Source organism: Bordetella bronchiseptica (assembly GCF_900636925.1).
GTDB lineage: Bacteria > Pseudomonadota > Gammaproteobacteria > Burkholderiales > Burkholderiaceae_B > Bordetella > Bordetella pertussis.
In genome coordinates this window covers 728521-747330 of sequence record NZ_LR134326.1, presented here as the reverse complement: position 1 = coordinate 747330, position 18810 = coordinate 728521, and the positions used below count along the sequence as shown (strand labels likewise).

General features: G+C 70.0%; 18 protein-coding genes. 14 read left to right on the top strand and 4 right to left on the bottom strand.

Annotation, left to right across the window (positions count from 1 at the left end; translation table 11 throughout):
* Window positions 1-27: 27 nt before the first annotated feature.
* Together nadC and EL288_RS03530 are read right to left on the bottom strand one after the other, a co-directional pair.
* A complete protein-coding gene (nadC, locus tag EL288_RS03535; protein WP_003814746.1) occupies window positions 28-933 on the bottom strand; it encodes a carboxylating nicotinate-nucleotide diphosphorylase in 906 nt (301 codons plus the stop codon).
* 100 nt (window positions 934-1033) lie between these two features.
* The gene (locus EL288_RS03530; protein ID WP_003814748.1) at window positions 1034-2002 is read right to left on the bottom strand and encodes an NUDIX hydrolase; all 969 of its coding nucleotides are present in this window, start codon (window positions 2000-2002) and stop codon (window positions 1034-1036) included.
* Between the two features lie 342 nt (window positions 2003-2344).
* On the opposite strand from EL288_RS03530, the gene EL288_RS03525 reads away from it, so the two are divergent.
* From EL288_RS03525 to EL288_RS03490, 8 genes are all read left to right on the top strand, one after another.
* Entirely contained in the window at window positions 2345-2578 is a 234-nt protein-coding gene (locus EL288_RS03525; RefSeq protein WP_003820674.1) for a hypothetical protein, read from the top strand.
* 240 nt (window positions 2579-2818) lie between these two features.
* Window positions 2819-4180 carry an aromatic ring-hydroxylating dioxygenase subunit alpha gene (locus tag EL288_RS03520; protein WP_003814754.1) on the top strand — a complete coding sequence of 454 codons (1362 nt, stop codon included), beginning with the start codon at window positions 2819-2821 and terminating at the stop codon, window positions 4178-4180.
* A gap of 58 nt (window positions 4181-4238) precedes the next feature.
* Window positions 4239-4877, top strand: coding sequence for a hypothetical protein (locus tag EL288_RS03515; RefSeq protein WP_003814756.1), 639 nt, complete (start codon window positions 4239-4241; stop codon window positions 4875-4877).
* Entirely contained in the window at window positions 4877-5746 is an 870-nt protein-coding gene (locus EL288_RS03510; protein WP_003814759.1) for a branched-chain amino acid ABC transporter permease, read from the top strand. Before EL288_RS03515 ends, EL288_RS03510 begins: the two co-directional genes overlap by 1 nt.
* Window positions 5743-6705, top strand: coding sequence for a branched-chain amino acid ABC transporter permease (locus EL288_RS03505; protein WP_003814761.1), 963 nt, complete (start codon window positions 5743-5745; stop codon window positions 6703-6705). Before EL288_RS03510 ends, EL288_RS03505 begins: the two co-directional genes overlap by 4 nt.
* Window positions 6702-8300 carry an ATP-binding cassette domain-containing protein gene (locus tag EL288_RS03500; protein WP_003814764.1) on the top strand — a complete coding sequence of 533 codons (1599 nt, stop codon included), beginning with the start codon at window positions 6702-6704 and terminating at the stop codon, window positions 8298-8300. Before EL288_RS03505 ends, EL288_RS03500 begins: the two co-directional genes overlap by 4 nt.
* Window positions 8297-9520 (top strand): YlbE family protein, encoded by a 1224-nt coding sequence (locus EL288_RS03495; RefSeq protein ID WP_003814765.1) that lies wholly within the window; start codon window positions 8297-8299, stop codon window positions 9518-9520. The genes EL288_RS03500 and EL288_RS03495 overlap by 4 nt, the downstream gene beginning before the upstream one ends.
* Window positions 9517-10662 (top strand): ABC transporter substrate-binding protein, encoded by a 1146-nt coding sequence (locus EL288_RS03490; protein ID WP_003814767.1) that lies wholly within the window; start codon window positions 9517-9519, stop codon window positions 10660-10662. Before EL288_RS03495 ends, EL288_RS03490 begins: the two co-directional genes overlap by 4 nt.
* Window positions 10663-10677: 15 nt before the next feature.
* Here EL288_RS03490 and EL288_RS03485 read toward each other — a convergent pair whose 3' ends face one another.
* On the bottom strand, window positions 10678-11592 hold the full coding sequence (locus EL288_RS03485) for a LysR family transcriptional regulator (RefSeq protein ID WP_003814768.1): 915 nt from the start codon (window positions 11590-11592) through the stop codon (window positions 10678-10680).
* 68 nt (window positions 11593-11660) lie between these two features.
* Between EL288_RS03485 and EL288_RS03480 the strand changes: the two genes are divergently transcribed.
* From EL288_RS03480 to nudC, 4 genes are all read left to right on the top strand, one after another.
* Window positions 11661-12506 carry an MDR/zinc-dependent alcohol dehydrogenase-like family protein gene (locus EL288_RS03480; RefSeq protein WP_010931612.1) on the top strand — a complete coding sequence of 282 codons (846 nt, stop codon included), beginning with the start codon at window positions 11661-11663 and terminating at the stop codon, window positions 12504-12506.
* The gene (locus tag EL288_RS03475; protein ID WP_003814774.1) at window positions 12503-13807 is read left to right on the top strand and encodes an amidase; all 1305 of its coding nucleotides are present in this window, start codon (window positions 12503-12505) and stop codon (window positions 13805-13807) included. Before EL288_RS03480 ends, EL288_RS03475 begins: the two co-directional genes overlap by 4 nt.
* Window positions 13804-14748, top strand: coding sequence for a PDR/VanB family oxidoreductase (locus EL288_RS03470; RefSeq protein ID WP_003814776.1), 945 nt, complete (start codon window positions 13804-13806; stop codon window positions 14746-14748). The genes EL288_RS03475 and EL288_RS03470 overlap by 4 nt, the downstream gene beginning before the upstream one ends.
* 80 nt (window positions 14749-14828) lie before the next feature.
* Window positions 14829-15596 carry an NAD(+) diphosphatase gene (gene nudC, locus EL288_RS03465; protein WP_033458993.1) on the top strand — a complete coding sequence of 256 codons (768 nt, stop codon included), beginning with the start codon at window positions 14829-14831 and terminating at the stop codon, window positions 15594-15596.
* Between the two features lie 24 nt (window positions 15597-15620).
* Here nudC and EL288_RS03460 read toward each other — a convergent pair whose 3' ends face one another.
* Complete coding sequence (locus tag EL288_RS03460; RefSeq protein ID WP_014905429.1) at window positions 15621-16325, bottom strand: TetR/AcrR family transcriptional regulator; 705 nt, start codon at window positions 16323-16325, stop codon at window positions 15621-15623.
* Between the two features lie 290 nt (window positions 16326-16615).
* On the opposite strand from EL288_RS03460, the gene EL288_RS03455 reads away from it, so the two are divergent.
* Both EL288_RS03455 and EL288_RS03450 read left to right on the top strand, forming a co-directional pair.
* Window positions 16616-17809 carry a CaiB/BaiF CoA transferase family protein gene (locus tag EL288_RS03455; protein WP_003814783.1) on the top strand — a complete coding sequence of 398 codons (1194 nt, stop codon included), beginning with the start codon at window positions 16616-16618 and terminating at the stop codon, window positions 17807-17809.
* A complete protein-coding gene (locus EL288_RS03450; protein WP_015064946.1) occupies window positions 17806-18810 on the top strand; it encodes an NADPH:quinone oxidoreductase family protein in 1005 nt (334 codons plus the stop codon). Before EL288_RS03455 ends, EL288_RS03450 begins: the two co-directional genes overlap by 4 nt.

The window sequence follows — 18810 nt, the reverse complement described above, 5'->3', positions numbered from 1 at the left end:
GGAAAGGGCCGCGGCCCCGGGAACTGGCTAGCTGTCCAGGCCGATATCCAGCACCCGGGCGCTATGGGTCAGCCAGCCGATCGCCATCAGGTCCACCCCGGTGGCGGCCACCGCCGGCGCGGTCTCGGGCGTGATGCGGCCCGATGCCTCGGTGACCGCGCGCCCGTCGACCAGCGCCACCGCTTCGCGCAAGGTGTCCAGGTCCATGTTGTCCAGCAGGACCACGTCCACGCCCAGGCGCAGCGCGACGCGCAATTGCTCCAGCGTGTCGACCTCGACCTCGATCTTGACCATGTGGCCGATGGCCGCCCGCGCGCGCTGCACGGCGGCGTCGATGCCGCCGGCGATCGCCACGTGGTTGTCCTTGATCAGCACGGCATCGTCCAGCCCGTAGCGGTGGTTGCTGCCGCCGCCCACGCGCACGGCGTATTTCTGCACCGCGCGCAGGCCCGGCATGGTCTTGCGGGTGCAGGTCACCTTGGTATGGCCGGCGCCGATGGCCGCCACGATGGACGCGGTGGCCGAGGCCACGCCGCTGAGGTGGCAGAGAAAATTCAGGGCCGTGCGCTCGGCCGTCAGCATGCCGCGCGCCGGGCCGCGGATCAGCGCGATCTCGGCGCCGGGCTGCAACTGCGCGCCGTCGGGCAGCAAGGCATGGAATTCGATTTCCGGGTCGACCAGGCGAAACGCCAGGCGCGCCAGGTCCAGCCCCGCCAGCACCCCGGCCTGGCGCGCCACCAGGCGGGTCTGCGCGCGCGCCTGCGCCGGCACGATGGCGTCGGTCGTGATGTCGCCGGCACGGCCCAGGTCCTCCAGCAGCGCCGCGCGCACCAGCGGCTCGAGCATGACCTGCGGCAAGGGAGCGGGCGCCGTACGGAGCGTCGGCGCGGCGTCGATGGCGAGAGGGGCCGCCTGCCCGATATTTATGCTCATAATGAGTATTTAAGGGTCAAAAAAATGGCCACAGGGGCTGTGTTTAATTATGCTATTCCTGAGCATAAAGCGCTGTCAAGCATTTTTCGCCCCCCGCCGCCTAGAATTGCCGCGCCAGCGGCAGTTTGCTGCCGGCGATGGCGCGCTCGAGCAGCACGTCGCGGCGGAACCGGAACAGCTTGGCCGGGCGCCCCGCCGCGCCGCTGGCCATGCCGCCGGTTTCCTCGACCAGTTCCTGCTGTTCGATGAGGCGGCGGAAGTTCTGCTTGTGCAGGCCGCGGCCGGCCAGGGCCTCGACGGCCATCTGCAGCTGCAGCAGCGTGAATTCGGGCGGCATCAGTTCGAACACCACCGGCCGGTACTTGATCTTGGCGCGCAGGCGCGCAATGCCGGTGGCCAGGATGCGGCGATGGTCGTGCCGCATCGACTGCCCCGCCACCGGCAGGCCCGAGGCGTCCGGGTGGCGCGACTCGGGCACCAGCCCGGCCTCGAACAGCAGCTCGTAGCGCTGCAGGACCATGTCCTCGTTCCAGCCCGCGCCATCCAGCCCGAAGGTCAGGGCGACGCGCTGGCGGCGCTGCGCCCGGGCCGCGGCGTCGGCGCCCGCCCCGGCCCAGGCCAGCAGGCGGGGCGCGATCTCGTCGGCGATGATGGCCGGCCGGCCGGCGCGCCAGTCTTCCCATGGAAAGTAGCGATACCAGTGCTGCCAGCCCACCTGCGCCACGCCGGTGGCGCCGGCCTCGCGCGTCAGGCCCAGGTAGCTGACCGAAATGACGCGCGCTCCGGCCTCGTTGGAACGGTCGCTGTCGGCAAAGGTGTAAAGCTGTTCGACATAGCCCAGCGGGTGATGCGTCTGGGTCTCCACCCAGGCGCGCAGGCCGGCCTGCAGCGAACGGTGCGCCAGTTCGAACGGGCCGGCCGGCAGCGCGCGGGCGTCCTCGGTGGTGAGCACGCGCGGCTCTCCTTGCGTCACCGCCACCAGGACGGCTACCAATTCGGCGGAAACGGATCTGTCGAGTGCGTCGGTCAAGGCGATGGGAATGGGATACGGGAGGCGTGGCGCCGCCACGGCGCAGGCGGCGGGCGACCGGAAGCGTCGCGCCCCGATTATAGGCGGCACAAGCTGCAACAGCCGCTTGCAAAACGCTTGGATACGGGCGGGCGCGCCGGCCTAAGATGGGATGTATGCAGAACCGGCTCGGCTCCTCGCGGCGCCTGTCCCCGCAGGAACCGGGTGCCTGTCCCGACCGGGGCTGGCATCCGCGGCGAGGTGTGCCTGTCCCCACTGGGACAGGCACACCGCTCTACGCCATGAACGGTTGACGGCCAAGACGGTATCTGTCTCAGCGGGGACAGGCACCCGATACAGCCCGCATGACTCGATGACGCACCTGTTTCTGGAGCAGCCATCATGACCAAGACCGCACGCGATTCCCAACCCGCAGACCCGCACGCGCAATCCTGGCCACACCGTCCGGTGAACGCGCGCAAGGGCACGGACGTCATGCCCATGCCCGAGGAAGCCCCCCAGGTGGCCGGCATGCCCCGGCGCGGCCGGGCCATTGCCGAACCCGGCGATCCCGGCGTCATTACGCCCGAAGACGATGTGCTCGACACCTCGCACTTGAGCAACCCGCAACGCTGACGCAAATTCGTGGCTGGATGCGGCGCCGCAGCGCGGCGCCGCCGTGCGCGCGCGCCGGCGACCGGCCATCCCCGGGGCACCGCGGCGGTGCTGCTGCGCACCAATATCCGGCGCGCAATCCCCCTTTTCGTGCTGCTTTAAAAAAACGGATCTGGTTGGTTCGTTTTAATTATTTTCGCGCGCCGCGCTTTTTTCCTAGAGTGCATTCCATGTTCCTGCAACCTTCCTATGGCGCGAAACATGGAAAAGAAAATCGTACTCGTCAAACCGTATTCCGCATATGAACGGGACAAGACGCCGGCCGAGAACGCCGACCTGACCCGTGTCGAAAAAGGCTCGCCGATGGGCGAGTACCTGCGGCGCTTCTGGCAGCCCGTGGCGCTATCCGAGGAACTGGGCGAACTGCCCACGGCGGTGCGCATGTTCGGCGAAGACCTGGTGCTGTTTCGCGCTCGCAACGGCAAGCCCGGCCTGCTCGAAAAGCACTGCAGCCACCGCGGCACGTCGCTGGAGTTCGGCATCTGCGAGGAAAACGGCCTGCGCTGCTGCTACCACGGCTGGCTGTTCGGCGTGGACGGGCAGATCCTCGAAACCCCGGGAGACCCGCCCGACTCGCAGCTGCGCTTCAATGTCTGCCACGGCGCGTATCCGCTGCATGAGTACCGGGGCATCATCTTCGGGTATTTCGGCCCGCCGGCGGACAAGCCCGAGTTCCCGGTCTACGACACGTACGACATCCCCGGCGACCGCCTGGTGCCCTACTGTATTACGTACCCGTGCAACTGGCTGCAGGTCCACGAAAACGTGATGGACCCGGCGCACGCCGTGTTCCTGCATACGCGCATCAGCTTCACGCAATTCGCCGAGGCCTGGGGCGAGCTGCCCGAAATGGACTTCGTGCCCACGCCCACCGGCATGATCTACGTCACGTCGCGCCGCTGGGAAGACAAGGTGTGGGTGCGCTCCAACGACATCGTGCTGCCCAACCTGGCGCAGGTCGGCCACATCTGGGAAGACGGGCTGACGCCCAAGGAATTCGCCCGCGTGGCGATCACGCGCTGGACCACGCCGATCGACGACCACACCTGCCGCATCATAGGCTGGCGCCACATGCACCCGGATGCCGACCCGCGCGGCCTGGCCGACGAAAGCCTGTGCGGCGTGGAGACGGTGGATTTCTTCGGCCAGAACGGCGAGCGGCCCTACGCCGACCGCCAGCGCATGCCGGGCGATTACGACGCGCAGATTTCGCAGCGCCCGATCGCCGTGCACGCGATGGAAAACCTCACCCGCTGCGACCGCGGCGTGGCCATGCTGCGGCAGCTGCTGCGGCGCGAGTCGCGCAAGATCGCCAACGGCGAGGCGCCCGCCATCTCGCCGCTGCGCGCCAACGGCGCCACGCCCACCTACGCCCACGACACGGTGGTCAGCATCCCGCCCGCCGACACCGACGACGCGGCCTGCGTGCGCGAGATCGGCAAGGCCATCACCGCCATCGTCGTCAAGGGCGACCACCACGAACAGGCCGATCGCCCGGAACAGGTGCGCGAACGCATCCGCGCCTACGCCGCCGAACAGGCCAGCACCGCCACCTCCGAATGAGGGCCGGCCGCCACGGCGGCCCTCGCATCCCTTCGTCACCCACTACAGGACACCCAAGATGAGCTCACCCGTACATCCCGGCAAAGTGGCATGGACCGGCGACAACCCCGGCATCTACCTGAAGGAGCAGGACGACGGTCCATGGACCGGCCTGGCGACGTATTTCCACATCAATTATTCGCCCTATGGCATGGGCCGCGGCGTGCTGTTGCTGGAGCAGCCCGATATCGCCGCGACCCTGCCGCAGGCCTGCAATGTCTGCATCACCGACAACGAGCCGCTGGCGCGCTATCTGATGAAGGAGTTCTTCGCGCGCTTCAATTCATTCCGCGTCTCGGCCGGCACCGAGGCGATCAGCTACCTGCCGCTGACCGAGGCGCGCTCGGCCGGCGATACGCGCTCGCGCTACCAGGAGATCCTGCGCTCGCGCGATATCGAAGTGGTGCTGACCTGGGACGGCCTGACCGAGCCCTACGCGGTGGACATGCCGCCCGAGAAAGGACCCACCGGCCGCCATGAGATGTACAGCCTGTTCATCGACGCGACCGACGCCAGCATCACCCTCAACGGCAAGCCGCTGCGCGGCCGCGTCACCACGCGCAACTTCGACGGCGGCAAGAAGAGCTCCGCATTCCTGGCGTTCTCGGAATCGTGGATGGAGACGCCGTCCGACGGCACCGACAAAAGGACCACATGATGACCGAGTTCCTGCAGTACCTCGTCTCGGGCCTGGTGGTGGGCTGCATCTACGGCCTGGTCGCCATCGGCTTTACCGCCGTCTACAACGTGACCAACATCGTCAATTTCGCGCAGGGCGAGGCCTCGATGCTGGGCGCGCTGGCAACCGCCTCGATGCTGGCGGCCGGCGTTCCCCTGCCGCTGGCCGTGGTCGCCTGCGTGCTGCTGGTCGGCGCGCTGGGCGTGGTGCTGGAGCGCTTTGCGCTGCGCCCGGTGGGCAGCCACGCGATCCGCGGCATCATCATCACCATAGGCATCAGCGTGGTACTGCAGGGACTCGCCGTGGTGACCTGGGGCACCGACGCCCAGTCGCTGCCCGCCTTCTCCGGCTCGACGCCGATCAGCGTGTACGGCGTGTCGATGCAGCCCCAGGCATTCTGGGTGCTGGGCACCAGCGTGGTGCTGATGGCGGTGCTGTACGTCTTTCTCACCCGCACGTACCTGGGCCGCAGCTTCCGCGCCTGTGCGATGAATCCGCAGGCCGCGGCGCTGATGGGCATTCCCTCGTCGGTGATGCGCGGCCTGGGCTTCTTCCTGTCGGGCGCGGTCGGCGCCATCGCCGGCATCATCATCGCGCCCATCGCGCTGATGCAGTACGACAGCGGCGCGGCGCTGGGCATCAAGGGCTTCGTCGCCTGCATCATGGGCGGCTTCGGCAACCCGGTGGGCGCGGCCGCCGGCGGCCTGCTGCTGGGGCTGCTGGAGGCCTTCTCGGCCGGCTACATCAGTTCGGGGTTCAAGAACGCCATCGCGTTCGTCCTGCTGCTGGCCTTCCTGCTGGTGCGCCCCGGCGGACTGTTCGGCGAATTCGACAAGGTGAAGCGATGAAGAAACTTCCACTGGTGCTCACGCTGGCCCTGCTGGCCGCGGTCTACTCCACCGGCAACGCCTATCTGATCAACCTGTTCGTCGTCTGTGCGATCTATGCGCTGCCGGCCATCGGCCTGTCGCTGCTGGTCGGGCATTGCGGACAGATCTCGCTGGGACACGCCGCCTTCGTGGGCATAGGCGCCTACGCCGCGGCCATCGCCTCGCAGCGCTGGGACATGGATCCATGGCTGGCCGTGCTGTTCGCCGCGGCGCTGGCGTGCGCGGCAGCATGGGCGGTGGGCAAGCTGGTGTTCCGGCTGCGCGGCCACCACCTGGCCATGGCGACGCTGGCGCTGGGCATGATCGTCCACACCGTGCTGGTCGAATGGCACGACGTCACCGGCGGCCCCGACGGCATCAGCGTGGCGGGCGTGCTCAAGGTGGGCAGCCTGGAACTGGCCTCGGACCCGGCCTTTTTCGTGCTGGGCTGGCTGGCCGTCATCGTCGCGCTGATCCTGGCCGACAACCTGATCCGCTCGCCCTTCGGGCTGGCCCTGCGCGTGGTGGGCGAAAGCGAGCTGGTGGCCGGTTCCATCGGCATCGCGCCGGCGCGCGTCAAGCAGCTCATCATGATGGCCAGCGGGGCGCTGGCCGGACTGTCGGGGGGCCTCTACACATTCTGGATGGGCTACATCAGTCCGGATCCGTTCAACGTGGCGCTGTCGATCAAGCTGCTGCTGATCGTGGCCCTGAGCGGCTTCACCGGCACCTGGCGCACGCTGGTCGGCGTGTTCTTCGTGGTGCTGGTCAGCGAGGGCATGAAATCGTTCGGCCACCTGGACGTCATCCTGTACGGCCTGCTGCTGATCCTGACCATGCTGTTCCCGGTGCAAAGGCTGGGCAACGCGCTGCGCCACCTGCTCGCCCGCCGGGCCAACCGCGCCAAGGCGCCCGTCATCAAGGCCAATGTCCTATGAATAGCTCCGCAATCATGCTGGACGTCCAGCGCGTGGGTATCCGGTTCGGCGGGCTGCAGGCCCTGGACGATGTGTCGTTCCAGGTCCGCCGCGGCGAAATCCTCGCCCTGATCGGCCCCAATGGCGCCGGCAAGTCGACCCTGCTGAACATCGTCTCGGGCGCGCTTGCGCCCGGCCAGGGCAAGGTCTGTTTCGAGAACGAGGACGTGACCGGCCTGCCCGCTCACGAGGTGAACGTGCGCGGCCTGGCGCGCACTTTCCAGGCCGCCGAGATCCTGACCGCGCTGACGGTGCGCGAGAACGTCATGGCCGCCGGCGTGCGGCGCAGCGGCAGCGGCTTTCTGGCCGGGCTGGCCGGCCTGGGCTGGAAGACGGGCACGGCGCAGACGCTGTCCGAGCAGGCCATGATGCATCTGAAGACGGTCGGCATGGCGGCGCTGGCCGATACCTCGGCCGCCCAGCTGACGGCCGGCCAGCAACGACTGCTGGCCGCCGCGCGCGCCCTGGCCTCGGGCGCGCGGCTGCTGTACCTGGACGAGCCCGGTGCGGGCCTGAACAGCGTCGAGAAGGACATGCTGGCGGGCGCGATCGAGCAGATCCGCGCCAACGGCGCCACGGTAGTTTTCGTCGAGCATGATCTCGCCTTCGTGGGCCGGCTGGCCGACCGCATCGTGGTCCTGAACCATGGCCGCATCCTGGCGCAGGGCGAAGCGGCGGCGGTACGCGCCGATCCCGCCGTCATCGCCGCCTACCTCGGCAACACGGAGATCCGCCCGGGCCTGCGCCCCGAGGCCGCCAACGCCGAGGCCGCCACGGTGCTGGAGATCGACCGGCTGTCGGTGCGCTATGGCGCGCTGCAGGCGCTGTCCGATGTATCGCTGCAGGTACGCCAGGGCGAGATCGTGTCGCTGATCGGCGCCAACGGCGCCGGCAAGTCGACCCTGCTCAAGGCGGTGGCCGGGCTGCTGCGCCCGCAGGCGGGCCGGATCGCCTTTCGCGGCGCGGACCTGGCCGGCGTGCCGGCCGAGGCCCGCACCGGCGCCGGCATCGCGCTGGCGCCGGAGGGGCGCTCGCTGTTTCCCAGCCTCACGGTGCGGGAGAACCTGATGATGGGCCACTACGCCTGCGTGCGCCGCGGCGGCGTCATGCAGCTGCTGGCGCCGCGGCGCGAGACCGTGGCGGCGATGAACCAGGTCATGGAGGAAATCACCGCGCTGTTTCCGCGCCTGGCCGAGCGCATGCACCAGCAGGCCGGCACGCTGTCCGGCGGCGAGGGCCAGATGCTGGCGATCGGACGCGCGCTCATGAGCCGCCCGCAGCTGCTGATGCTGGACGAGCCGTCGTTCGGCCTGGCGCCGCAGATCGCGCGCGAAATCCTCGAATCGCTGCCGCGCCTGACCGAGCGCGGCCTGACGGTGCTGCTGATCGAACAGAACGCGCGCGCCGCGCTGCAAGTGTCCGACCGCGGCTATGTGCTGGTCAACGGCCGGCTGGTGGCGCAGGACACCAGCGCCAGCCTGCTGGCGCGCAGCGACATCGGCGAGGCCTTCCTGGGCTGGGAAGGCGCCGACACCCCGACCCGGAGGCAGGCATGAATTCCCTCGACACCCTCGATCCGCGCGACGCGGCCGCCTGGCGCGCCGTGACGGCGGTGCGCCCCGTGCTGGCGGGGCTGCTGCCGGCGCGCGAGGCCTTCGCGTACCCGCAGCGCACGCTGCTGCACGCCGGCCCGCCCTTGCCCGGCGACGGCGAGATCCCGTGGCCCATGCTCAACTCCATCGTCAACGCGGCGCTGTACGAAGGCTGGGCCGTCGACCGGGCCGACGCGCTGTACGGCGTGCGCACCGGCGCCATCCGGCTGGCGCCGGCGCAGGACCACCGCTGCGTCGTGCCGCTGGCGGCCATCCTGTCGCCCAGCCAGCACGTGCAGGTGGTGCGCGACGCGGCGGGCCGCGCCGCGCCCTGCCATGCCGCGCTCAACGGCGGCAACCGATGGCCGATCCGGCTGGGCCGCCCGGAGACGGAAGTGGCCGAACACCTGCGCTGGCTCAACGGGCCCTTTGCCGAGCAGCTGAGGGCCGGCTGCGAGGCCGGCATCGACCTGGTCGAACTGGCCGACCAGGCCCTTGCCGCGGGCGACGACTGCCATGGACGCACCCTGGCCGGCACGCAGGCGCTGGCGGCCAGCCTGCGCGCGCTCGGCCATGCGCCCGAGGACGGCGCGGTGGCGGACTACCTGGCGCAATCGCCGGGCTTTTTCCTCAACCTCTGGATGGCCGCGTCCAAATGCATGCTGTCGGCGGCCGAAGGCATGGCCGGCAGCAGCCTGGTGACCGCGATGGGCGGCAATGGACGCGAGGCCGGCATCCAGCTGGCCGCGCTGCCGGGACGCTGGTTCAGCCGGCGTTGCGGCGCGCCGCGCGGCGCGCTGGAGCCCGGCCTGTCCGGCGCGCAGCCCTTGCCGGCCATCGGCGACAGCGCCGTGGTCGAGGCCCTGGGCCTGGGCGCCATGGCGATGGCGCATTCACCGGCGCAGCAACAGGCCCTGGGCGCCTACATGCCCGAGCCGGCCGCCGCGCTGGGCGCCGCCCTGCTCGGCCCGGCCCACCCCGCATTCGAACGCAGCCATCCCCGCATGGGGCTGGCTGCGCGCGCCGTCGCCGCCACCGGCAAGGCGCCGGTGGTGGCGCTGGGCATGCTCGACAGCCTGGGCACGGCCGGGCGCATCGGCGGCGGTATCTGGACGGCCGACCCCGGCCTGTTCGCTCACGCACTCGAATTCATGGCGCAGCACCAACAAGGGGAATCACAATGAAACTGTGGAAAATCATGGCGGTCGCGGCGCTGGCCGCCGGCCCCGCGCACGTCGCGCTGGGCCAGGACATCAAGATCGGCGCGCTGCTCGAAACCTCGGGCGCCATCGCCTCGCTGGGGCAGCCCACGCTGGAAGGCGCCCAGCTGGCCATCGACCAGGCCAACGCCGCGGGCGGCATACAGGGCCGCAAGATCGTGCTGGTCAACGTCAACAGCGAAAGCGACAACACCAAGACCGTCTCCGGCGCGCGCCGGCTGCTGTCGCAGGAAAAGGTGTCCGCCGTCATCGGCCCGGTAAGCTCGGGCTCCAATTTCGCCGTGGCCGACGTCATCGAGCGCGCCAAGGTGCCGATGATCGCCAACGGCGCCAGCCGCGGCATCGTGCTGCCGCCCGAGAAGCGGCGCTATACCTTCATCGCGCCGCTGACCGACGAGATCGTGCAGACAGTGATGCTGCGCGACATGCAGGCGCGCCACATCACCAAAGTGGCGATGCTGCACTCGGACGTCGCGTTCGGCACCAACGGCCGCGATACGCTCAACCGCCTGGCGGCCCAATACGGCGTGCAGGTGGTGGCCACCGAGACCTTCGGCCACGCCGATACCGACATGACGCCGCAGTTGACCAAGCTGCGCGGCAGCCCGGCCCAGGCCATCGTGATCTGGGCCACCGGCCCCGGCCTGGCCATCGCCACCCGCAACCATCGCGCGCTGGCCATCGATACGCCGCTTTACCTTACCCACGCCGCCAACGACTTCAACTACCTGCGGCTGGCCGGGGAGGCCGCCAACGACATCCTGCTGCCATCGTCCAAGCTGTACGTCGCCGGGTCGTTGCCGTCCGATGACGCGCAGAAGGCCGGGCTGCAATCGTTCGTGGCCGCCTACACCAAGAAATACGGCAAGCCGCCGGCCACGTTCTCGGGCAATGGCTACGACTCGGCCAACCTGCTGCTGCAGGCCATGCGCGCGGCCGGCAGCGACCCGGCGGCGCTGCGCGCGCAGCTGGAGAAAGGCGAGCGCTACGTGGGCGTGACCGCCATCTACGCCTACGGCCCCGAAGACCACTTCGGCGCCAAGGCGGAAAGCGTGCGCATGCTCACGGTCAGCAACGGCGCGTTCGAACTGGCCGCGGCGCCCTGAGCGCCGGCCGCCGGCTCAGTGGGCCTGGATGACGAGTTCGTCGACCAGCTCCGAGATGTGCTCCACGATCGCGGCGGCGGCGCGCGGATAGTGATAGCGGAACGAATACGCCGCCACGATATTGGGTTGACGCACATGCGATTCGAATGCGCGCGACACGATGCCGCCCATGCCCGGCAGGGCATTGGGCGGACAGAAATTCAGGAGCGAGAAGCCATGGCCGGCCGCCACCATGCCCAGCAGCATATTGATCGACAGCACCGAATGGGCAATGCGCGGAATCGCGCCGTTGGAGCTGAAGGCCGTCAGCATGTATTCGCGCGTGCGCGGCAGGTCGAGCAGGATCAGCGGCTCGGTGTTGAGGTCGCTGGTGGCCAGCGTTTCCTTGGCCGCCAGCGCATGGGACGCGGGCAGCACCACCTGCAGCGGCGCGGCGCGCAAGGCCACCAGCTTGATGCCGGACGGGATCTCGAAGTCGTACAGCACCGCGATGTCGAGCGTGCCCGTGCGCAGGCCCTCCAGCAGGTACTCGTGGTGGCCCTCGAACCAGGCCAGGCGCACGCCGGGCAGATGCTGTTGCACGCGCGTGAGCAAGGGGGGAATCACGAACGGCGCAAAGGTGGTGAGGCAGCCGACGCGCACCTGCCCGTGCAGTTCGCCGCGCCCTTGCAGGCTGCCCAGCCCCCAGGCTTCCTGGAGGATGCCGCGGCACTGCACGGCGAAGGCGCTGCCCTGCTCGGTGAGGATCAGCCCGCGCGCATGGCGGCGGCGAAACAGCTGTACGCCCAGCAGGGCTTCGAGATGCGCGATGGCGGTCGATACCGCGGGCGCCGACACATGCAATGCCTGCGCAGCCTGCTGCACGGACTCGCATTCGGCGGCCGCCAGGAAATACGACAACTGCCGCAACGAAAAATCGGGCGCGCGCAATGCCGTGTCCTGCGTGTGCGAAGCAGTCGAAGCCACGTTTCTTCCCCGTTGGATTTCCGGCTGCCGTCATGCGGCGCGTTCCGGAAAATTTGTTTGCCACAAGGTATAGAGGAAGCGCGGCCATGACTATTGGTATTGCCCCGATGCCATCGCCGCGCCTGCGCGTGCGCGTCCAGGCGTGCCTGGGCGATGCCGGCGGGCTGCGGCTGCCCGGCGTTGCGTTCATCGGCAGCGCCGGCCCGGGCCGGCGCGTCGCGGCGCTGGCCACGCAGGCGGCCGCGCCCGGCGCCGATATCGAGATCGATGCCGGCCAGGCCTGGACCGTGGCCGACGGACTGGACGAGCAATCGGCCTTGCTGCTGGCCGTGCTCTGGCCCAGCGCATGGATCGCGCTGGTGGAGATCGGCGGCCTGCGGGCTGGACAGCAGGTGCTGGTGCACGAAGCCGATACGCCGCTGGGCCTGCTGGCCACCGTGCTGGCGCGCCAGGCCGACGCCAGCGTGATCGCAGCCGCGCGCACCGCCGGCGGCATAGCCGCCGCCTTGCGGGCAGGCGCGGCCGAAGGCGTGCTGTACGGCGACCCGTGGCCCGAGCTGGCGCGCGAGCACGGCGGCGCCGACCTGGTCTTCGACCCCGGCGCGGGCCGTTACGCCGTCGCCTCGCTGCCCTGCGCACGGCGCCGCGCGCGCATGCTGGCGCTGGACATGCACGACGGCCCGGCCGGCCCGCCCATCGGCGCCGCGCAATTGCTGCGCCGGCAGACCAGCCTGGCCGCCGCCGGCTGGGACCTCGTGCGCGACGCGCCGGCGCTGCAACGCGCCTGCCGCGCGCTGCCGCCGCACTGGCCGCGCATCGCGGCGCTGCTGCCGCTGCGCCCGCTCTCCCTTTCCACCAGCCAGGAAGCCCTTCCATGACATCCCTGCATCGCGCGCCGCCGCTGTCGGCGCATACCACCCGCGCGGCCGTTCTCGACGGCCACGCCAGCGCCGAACTGCTGGAGCCCTGCCTGGCGGCGATCCGCGCCCACGAACCGGTGGTGCGCGCCTGGCGCGAGCTCGACGTCGACGCCGCCCGCGCGCAGGCGCGCCGCCTGGATACGCACGCCGCGCGCGGGCTGCTGGCCGGCGTACCCATCGCGGTCAAGGACATCTTCCTGACCGAGCAGTTTCCCACCCGCTATGGCTCGCCGATCTACGAGCATGGCATCGCCGGCACCGACGCCGATTGCGTGGCACGCGCGCGCGCCGCCGGCGCGCTGGTGCTGGGCAAGACAGTCACCACCGAGTTCGCCTATTTCACGCCCGGCCCCACCGCCAACCCGCGCGATCCCTCGCGCACCCCCGGCGGTTCGTCCAGCGGCTCGGCCGCCGCGGTGGCGGCCGGGATGGTGCCGCTGGCCTTCGGCTCGCAGACGGCCGGGTCGCTGATCCGGCCCGCCTCCTATTGCGGGGTGTTCGCCCTCAAGCCCACGCACGGACTGCACAGCCTGGCCGGCGCCAAGGCCATGGCGCCCTCGCTCGATACGCTGGGTTGGCTGGCGCGCGACGCCGGCGACCTGGAACTGATGCGCTGCGCGCTGGCCGGCGAGGACTACCGGCCGCTGCCGGACGCGCGGCCGGCCGCGCTGCGCCTGGGCATCTGCCTCACGCACGAATGGCATGCCATCGAACCCGACGGCGCCCAGGCGTTCGCGCATGCGCAAGTCCTGTGCACGGCGGCCGGCGCGCAGCTCGCCCCGCTGGTGCTGCCCGATGCGCTGCAAGGCCTGATGCAGGCCCAGCAGACCATCATGGCCTACGAAGCCGCGCGCAGCCTGGCCGCCGAATGGCGCGACGCGCGCGCCCGGCTGAGCCCGGCCATGCAGGCCCTGATCGAAGCCGGCTTGGGCTGCGACGCGCAGTCCTATGCGCAAGCGCTTGCGCTGGCCGCGCGCGGCCGCGCCCATCTCGAGCACGCCATGCGCGACCTGGACGCCGTGATCGCTCCGGCCGCCCCCGGCGAGGCGCCGCCAGGCCTGGCGCGCACCGGCGACCCCATCTTCAGCCGCGTCTGGACCCTGCTGGGCCTGCCCTGCGTCAACGTTCCCGGCCTGGCCGGCCCCCATGGCATGCCCATCGGCGTGCAACTGGTCGGCCGGCCGGGCGACGAACGCCGCCTGCTGGCCGTCGCCGCCGCCCTGCACCGCGTGTTCCATCCGACAGGAGCCCCACAATGAAACTCGTCGTCCGTGCCGTCACCCCCCTGACCGCCGAAATCCGCCACTTCGAGCTGGCCGCGCCCGACGGCGCCGCCCTGCCCGCCTACACCCCCGGCGCCCACCTGAGCGTGCATGTCGTGCTGCCCGACGGCACGCCCGCGCGGCGCGAATATTCGCTGCTGGGCGACGGCTCGGCCACCGCCAGCTACGAGATCGCCGTGCAATGCCGCGAGCCCGCGGCGGGGTCGGCCTGGATGCACCGGCTGGCCCCCGGCGACCGGATCGAGGCCGAGGCGCCCGTCAATGCCTTCGCGCTGGCGGCCGACGCCGCCGAGCACGTGCTGATCGCCGGCGGCATCGGCATCACCCCCATTCTCAGCATGGCGCGCCATCTGCGCGGCGCCGGCGCCGCGTTCACGCTGCATTACGCCGGCCGCGCCCGCGCCGCCATGGCCTTCGCCGAGGAAGCCGCGGCCATGGGCGCTGCCTGCCGCCTGTACCACGACGACGGCGCGCCGCTGCACGAGGCGCTGCCGAACATCCTGGCCGCGCCGGCGCCGGGCCGCCACCTGTATGTGTGCGGCCCGCGCGCACTGATCGCCGATACCGTGGACGGCGCGGCCGCGGCGGGCTGGCCGCCCGCCAGCGTGCACTACGAACTGTTCCAGGGCGCCCTGGCCCTGCGCGGCGACCAGCCCTTCGACCTGGTGCTGCGCCAGTCCGGCATCACCGTGAGCGTGCCGGCCGGCCAGACCATGCTCGACGCCTTGCTGCAGGCGGGCGTCGAACCCCTCTACGACTGCCGGCGCGGCGAATGCGGCATGTGCCTGACCCCGGTGCTGGAGGGCAAGCCGGACCACCGCGACCACTACCTGTCGCCGCGCGAGCGCGAGGCCGGCGACGCGGTGTGCGTATGCGTCTCGCGCGCCTGCGGCGCCAGCCTCACGCTGGACCTGTGAGCCGATCGCGCAGCCCTGTAAACTAGCGCGCACGGCGGCTGCGCGCTCCAGCGCCCGGGCCTGCATGAACGAGGTGTTTCGTGATTTTCATCTTCCGCGGCGATGAGCTGCTGGTGCGCGAAAGCGGTGTGGACCTGCCCGACGGCGATACCTGTGCGCAGGTGGGCGTGCGCTTCGAGCTGATGCAACAGATCTGGCTGACGCACGACCCGCAGCTGCGCACCACGCACGTGGCGCGCGATACCGTCGCGCCGCCCGGCTATGCCTTCCGCAAGCTGCGCGCGCTGCTGTCCGAGCTGGGCGAGCGGGCGCCGCTGGCCGGCCGGGCCTTCCAGATCGCCGAATGGGTGCGCACCCATCGCTACTGCGGCGTCTGCGCCACCCCCATGCAACATGCCCGGCACGAGCTGTGCCTGCAATGCCCCGCGTGCGGGCTGCACGCCTACCCCCGCGTCTCGCCGGCCATGATGGTGCTGATCAAGCGCGGCGAGCACATCCTGCTGGCTCGCCATGCGCGCTACGCCACGGCCCGATATACGGCGCTGGCCGGCTTCGTCGAAGCCGGCGAAAGCATCGAGGACGCGGTGCACCGCGAGGTGGAGGAGGAAGTCGGCCTGCGCGTGCGCGACCTGCGCTATTTCGGCAGCCAGTCCTGGCCTTTCCCCCATTCGCTGATGATTGCCTTCACGGCCGAATACGCGGGCGGCGACCTGCGCGTCCAGAAAGACGAGATCACCGAGGCGCGCTGGTTCGGCCCGGGCGAGCCCTTGCCGGACATCCCCATGCGCGAGTCCATCGCCGGCCGGCTGGTGCGGGCCAACCTGCCCCCCGGCATGGCGTCCGACTGAGCGCGGCCGCCGGCGGCGCCGGCCTCAACCGCGCGTATCGGCGCGAGCGATGCCCTGGATGGCCTGGGTGGCCAGCTGCGTGGCGACGCGCTGCCGGAAACCCGGGCTTTCGGTCTCGCGCGGCCGGTACCAGACGGTAATCCAGTTGAGAATGCCCAGGATGCCCTTGGCGGCGATCGAATGGTCGGCCTCGGCGAAGTGCCCGCTGGCCATGCCGTCGCGCACCACCTGGCTGAACAGGCCTTCGTAGACATCGCGCATGGCGATGACTTCGGCGAGCGCCTCGCGCTCCATGGGCGTGGTGCTGACGGACTGGTGCAACTCCACGCCCTGCACCGTCACGCGCTGGTAGTAGAGCGAATCCATCATCAGCATGGCGTGCAGGTACGCCATGCGATACAGCTTGGCGCGCGGATCCAGCGAGGCATCGAAGGCGACCGGCACCTGGGCCTTCAGGTTCATGACCATCGCGCACTTGTGGACCGCGAAGAACAGGTCGGTCTTGCTGCGATAGTGGTAGTAGACGCTGCCCTTGGTGGCGCCGATCTGGCTGGCGATCACATCGATCGATGTCGCGGCGAACCCGTAGGTGGTGAACGCCTTGGCCGCCGCATCCAGCAGCTTGCGTTGGACGGCGGGCATGTCGTCATAGTCGATGCCCACCCAATTTTCGAGTTCGGGGGTAAGGAGCACGGCGTCTGCAGGTAGGGTGGTCCGGACCGGGTGCACAGTATAGCGGCAAACTATCGCCGGGCCGGGACGCGCCGATCCTTCCCCGATTCCATTCCATCAGAATACTACCAAGTATCATCTAACCATCATGACCTATCGATAACCATTAGATGACGTACTCGCTTCCATCGATTTTTGTTTTAACTATTTGAATTTAAATATTAATTTTTCACATGACCGAAACCCGTCAACGCTCTTGCCAAAAATACCCGGAACTAGAATACTAAGTAGTATGTTGATTTTGCCCAGGCCGAAACCGGCCCAGGCAACCGGAGAGGGGCAGAGGAATGGACGGACCGTTGAGCGGCGTACGGGTGCTGGACATGACGGCGGCGCTGTCGGGCCCGGTGGCCACCCAGATCCTGGGGGACATGGGCGCCGAGGTGATCAAGATCGAGCCGCCCGAGGGCGACAGCATCCGCGACCTGGGCCCGGCCCGGCATCGCGGCATGGGCGCCATGTTCCTGCACACCAACCGCAGCAAGCGCAGCATCGTGCTGGACCTCAAGCTGGAAGGCGGACGCGACGCGTTCAGGCGCCTGGCCGGCGCGGCCGACGTATTCGTCTGCAATACCCGCCCCAAGGCCATGGCGCGCCTGGGGCTGGCCTATGCGGATATCGCCGCGCTCAACCCCGCGCTGGTGTACCTGAACATCGTCGGCTACGGCAGCGCGGGAACCCATGCCGACAAGCCGGCCTATGACGATCTGATCCAGGCCGCCGCGGGCATCGCGTCGCTGCGCGCCGACGGCGATCCGGCGCGCTACGCCCCCATCGCCCTGGCCGACCGGGTCACCGGCATCCTGGCGGCCAACGCGGTGCTGGGCGCGCTGTACCACCGCGCCCGCACGGGCGCCGGCCAGCACATCGAAGTCCCGATGTTCGAGTCGATCGCCTCGCTGGTGCTGGCCGACCATATGGCCGGCCTCAGCTTCGAGCCGCCGATCGGCCCGCCGGTATTCGACCGCTACGCGTCCATACGGCGGCCGTTCCAGACCCGCGACGGCTTTCTCTGCATGATGGTGCTGACCGACCGGCAGTGGCGCGAATTCTTCCGCGCGGTCGGCCGCCCCGAAGTCATGGACGATGACCGCTTCGGCACCATGGCCCAGCGCACCCGCAATCTGGAAGCCCTGTACGCCATCGTCTCGGCAATCATGGCCACGCGCGACACCGACGCCTGGGTGGCGCATCTGGAAGCGGCCGATATCCCGGTGGCGCGGATCGAGAGCGTGGCGTCGCTCACCGCGCACCCCCATCTGGCGCAGGCTGGCTTCTTCCAGACGGTGGAGCACCCGACCGAAGGGCCGATACGCAGCATGGCGTGCGCCAGCACCTGGTCGGCCACCCAGCCGGCGCCGACCAGGCCCGCGCCGCGGCTGGGCGAGCACAGCCTGGAGATATTGCGGGAAGCCGGCTTCAGCGAGGAACAGACGCAGGCGATGTTCGCCAGCGGCGCGGCACGAGGATACGAATCATGAAGGCAGTCGTGTGCAAGGAGTATGGCGGCCCGGACGTCGCCGCGTACGAAGAGGTGCCGGCGCCGGCGCTCGCGCCGGGCGCGGTGCGCATCCAGGTGCAGGCGTGCAGCGCCAGCTTCGCCAGCCTGCTGGTGATGGAGGGCAAGCACCAGAACCGCGCGCCGCTGCCCCTGATACCGGGCACCGAGGTCGCCGGCGTGGTCACCGAACTCGGCGCGGGCGCCACGCGCTTTCGCGTCGGCGACCGGGTGATCGCCGGCGTGCAATCCGGCGGCTACGCCCAGGAAGTGGTGGCCCCCGAGGCCACGGTGTTCGAGCTGCCCGCCGACGTGCCGTTCGAGACCGGCGCCCAGTTCCCCACCATCTACGGCACGGCCTACGGGGCCCTGCAATGGCGCGCCCAGGTCGAGCCCGGCGAGGTCGTGCTGGTGCATGGGGCGGCCGGCGGCAGCGGGCTGGCCGCGGTGGAAGTGGCCAAGGCGCTGGGCGCCACCGTCATCGCCACGGTGGGCTCGGACGCCAAGCAGGCCATCGTGCGCGAGCATGGCGCCGACCACGCCATCAACTACCGCACGCAGGACTGGCGCGCCGAAGTGCTGCGCCTGACGGGACAGCGCGGCGCCGACGTCATCTACGACCCGGTCGGCGGCGAGACCTTCGACGCCTCGCTGCGGTGCATCGCGCCGGACGGACGCATCATCCCGATGGGGTTCGCCAGCGGCGCCATCCCGACCGTGCCGGCCAACATCGTGCTGGTGAAGAACATCAGCATCCTGGGCGTGTATTGGGGCTACTACTTCGGCTGGGGACGCCACCCGGTCAAGCCCGGCAACGACGCCCGGTTGCGGGCCGCCTACGCCCAGCTCTTCGAATGGACCCGCCAGGGCAGGATCCGGCCGCGCGCGCACGCGGTCGTGCCCCTGGCGGACTTCCGCACCGCACTGCGCATGATCGCCTCCCGCGAAGCGATCGGCAGGATCGTCATGCAACCGCAGCAATAG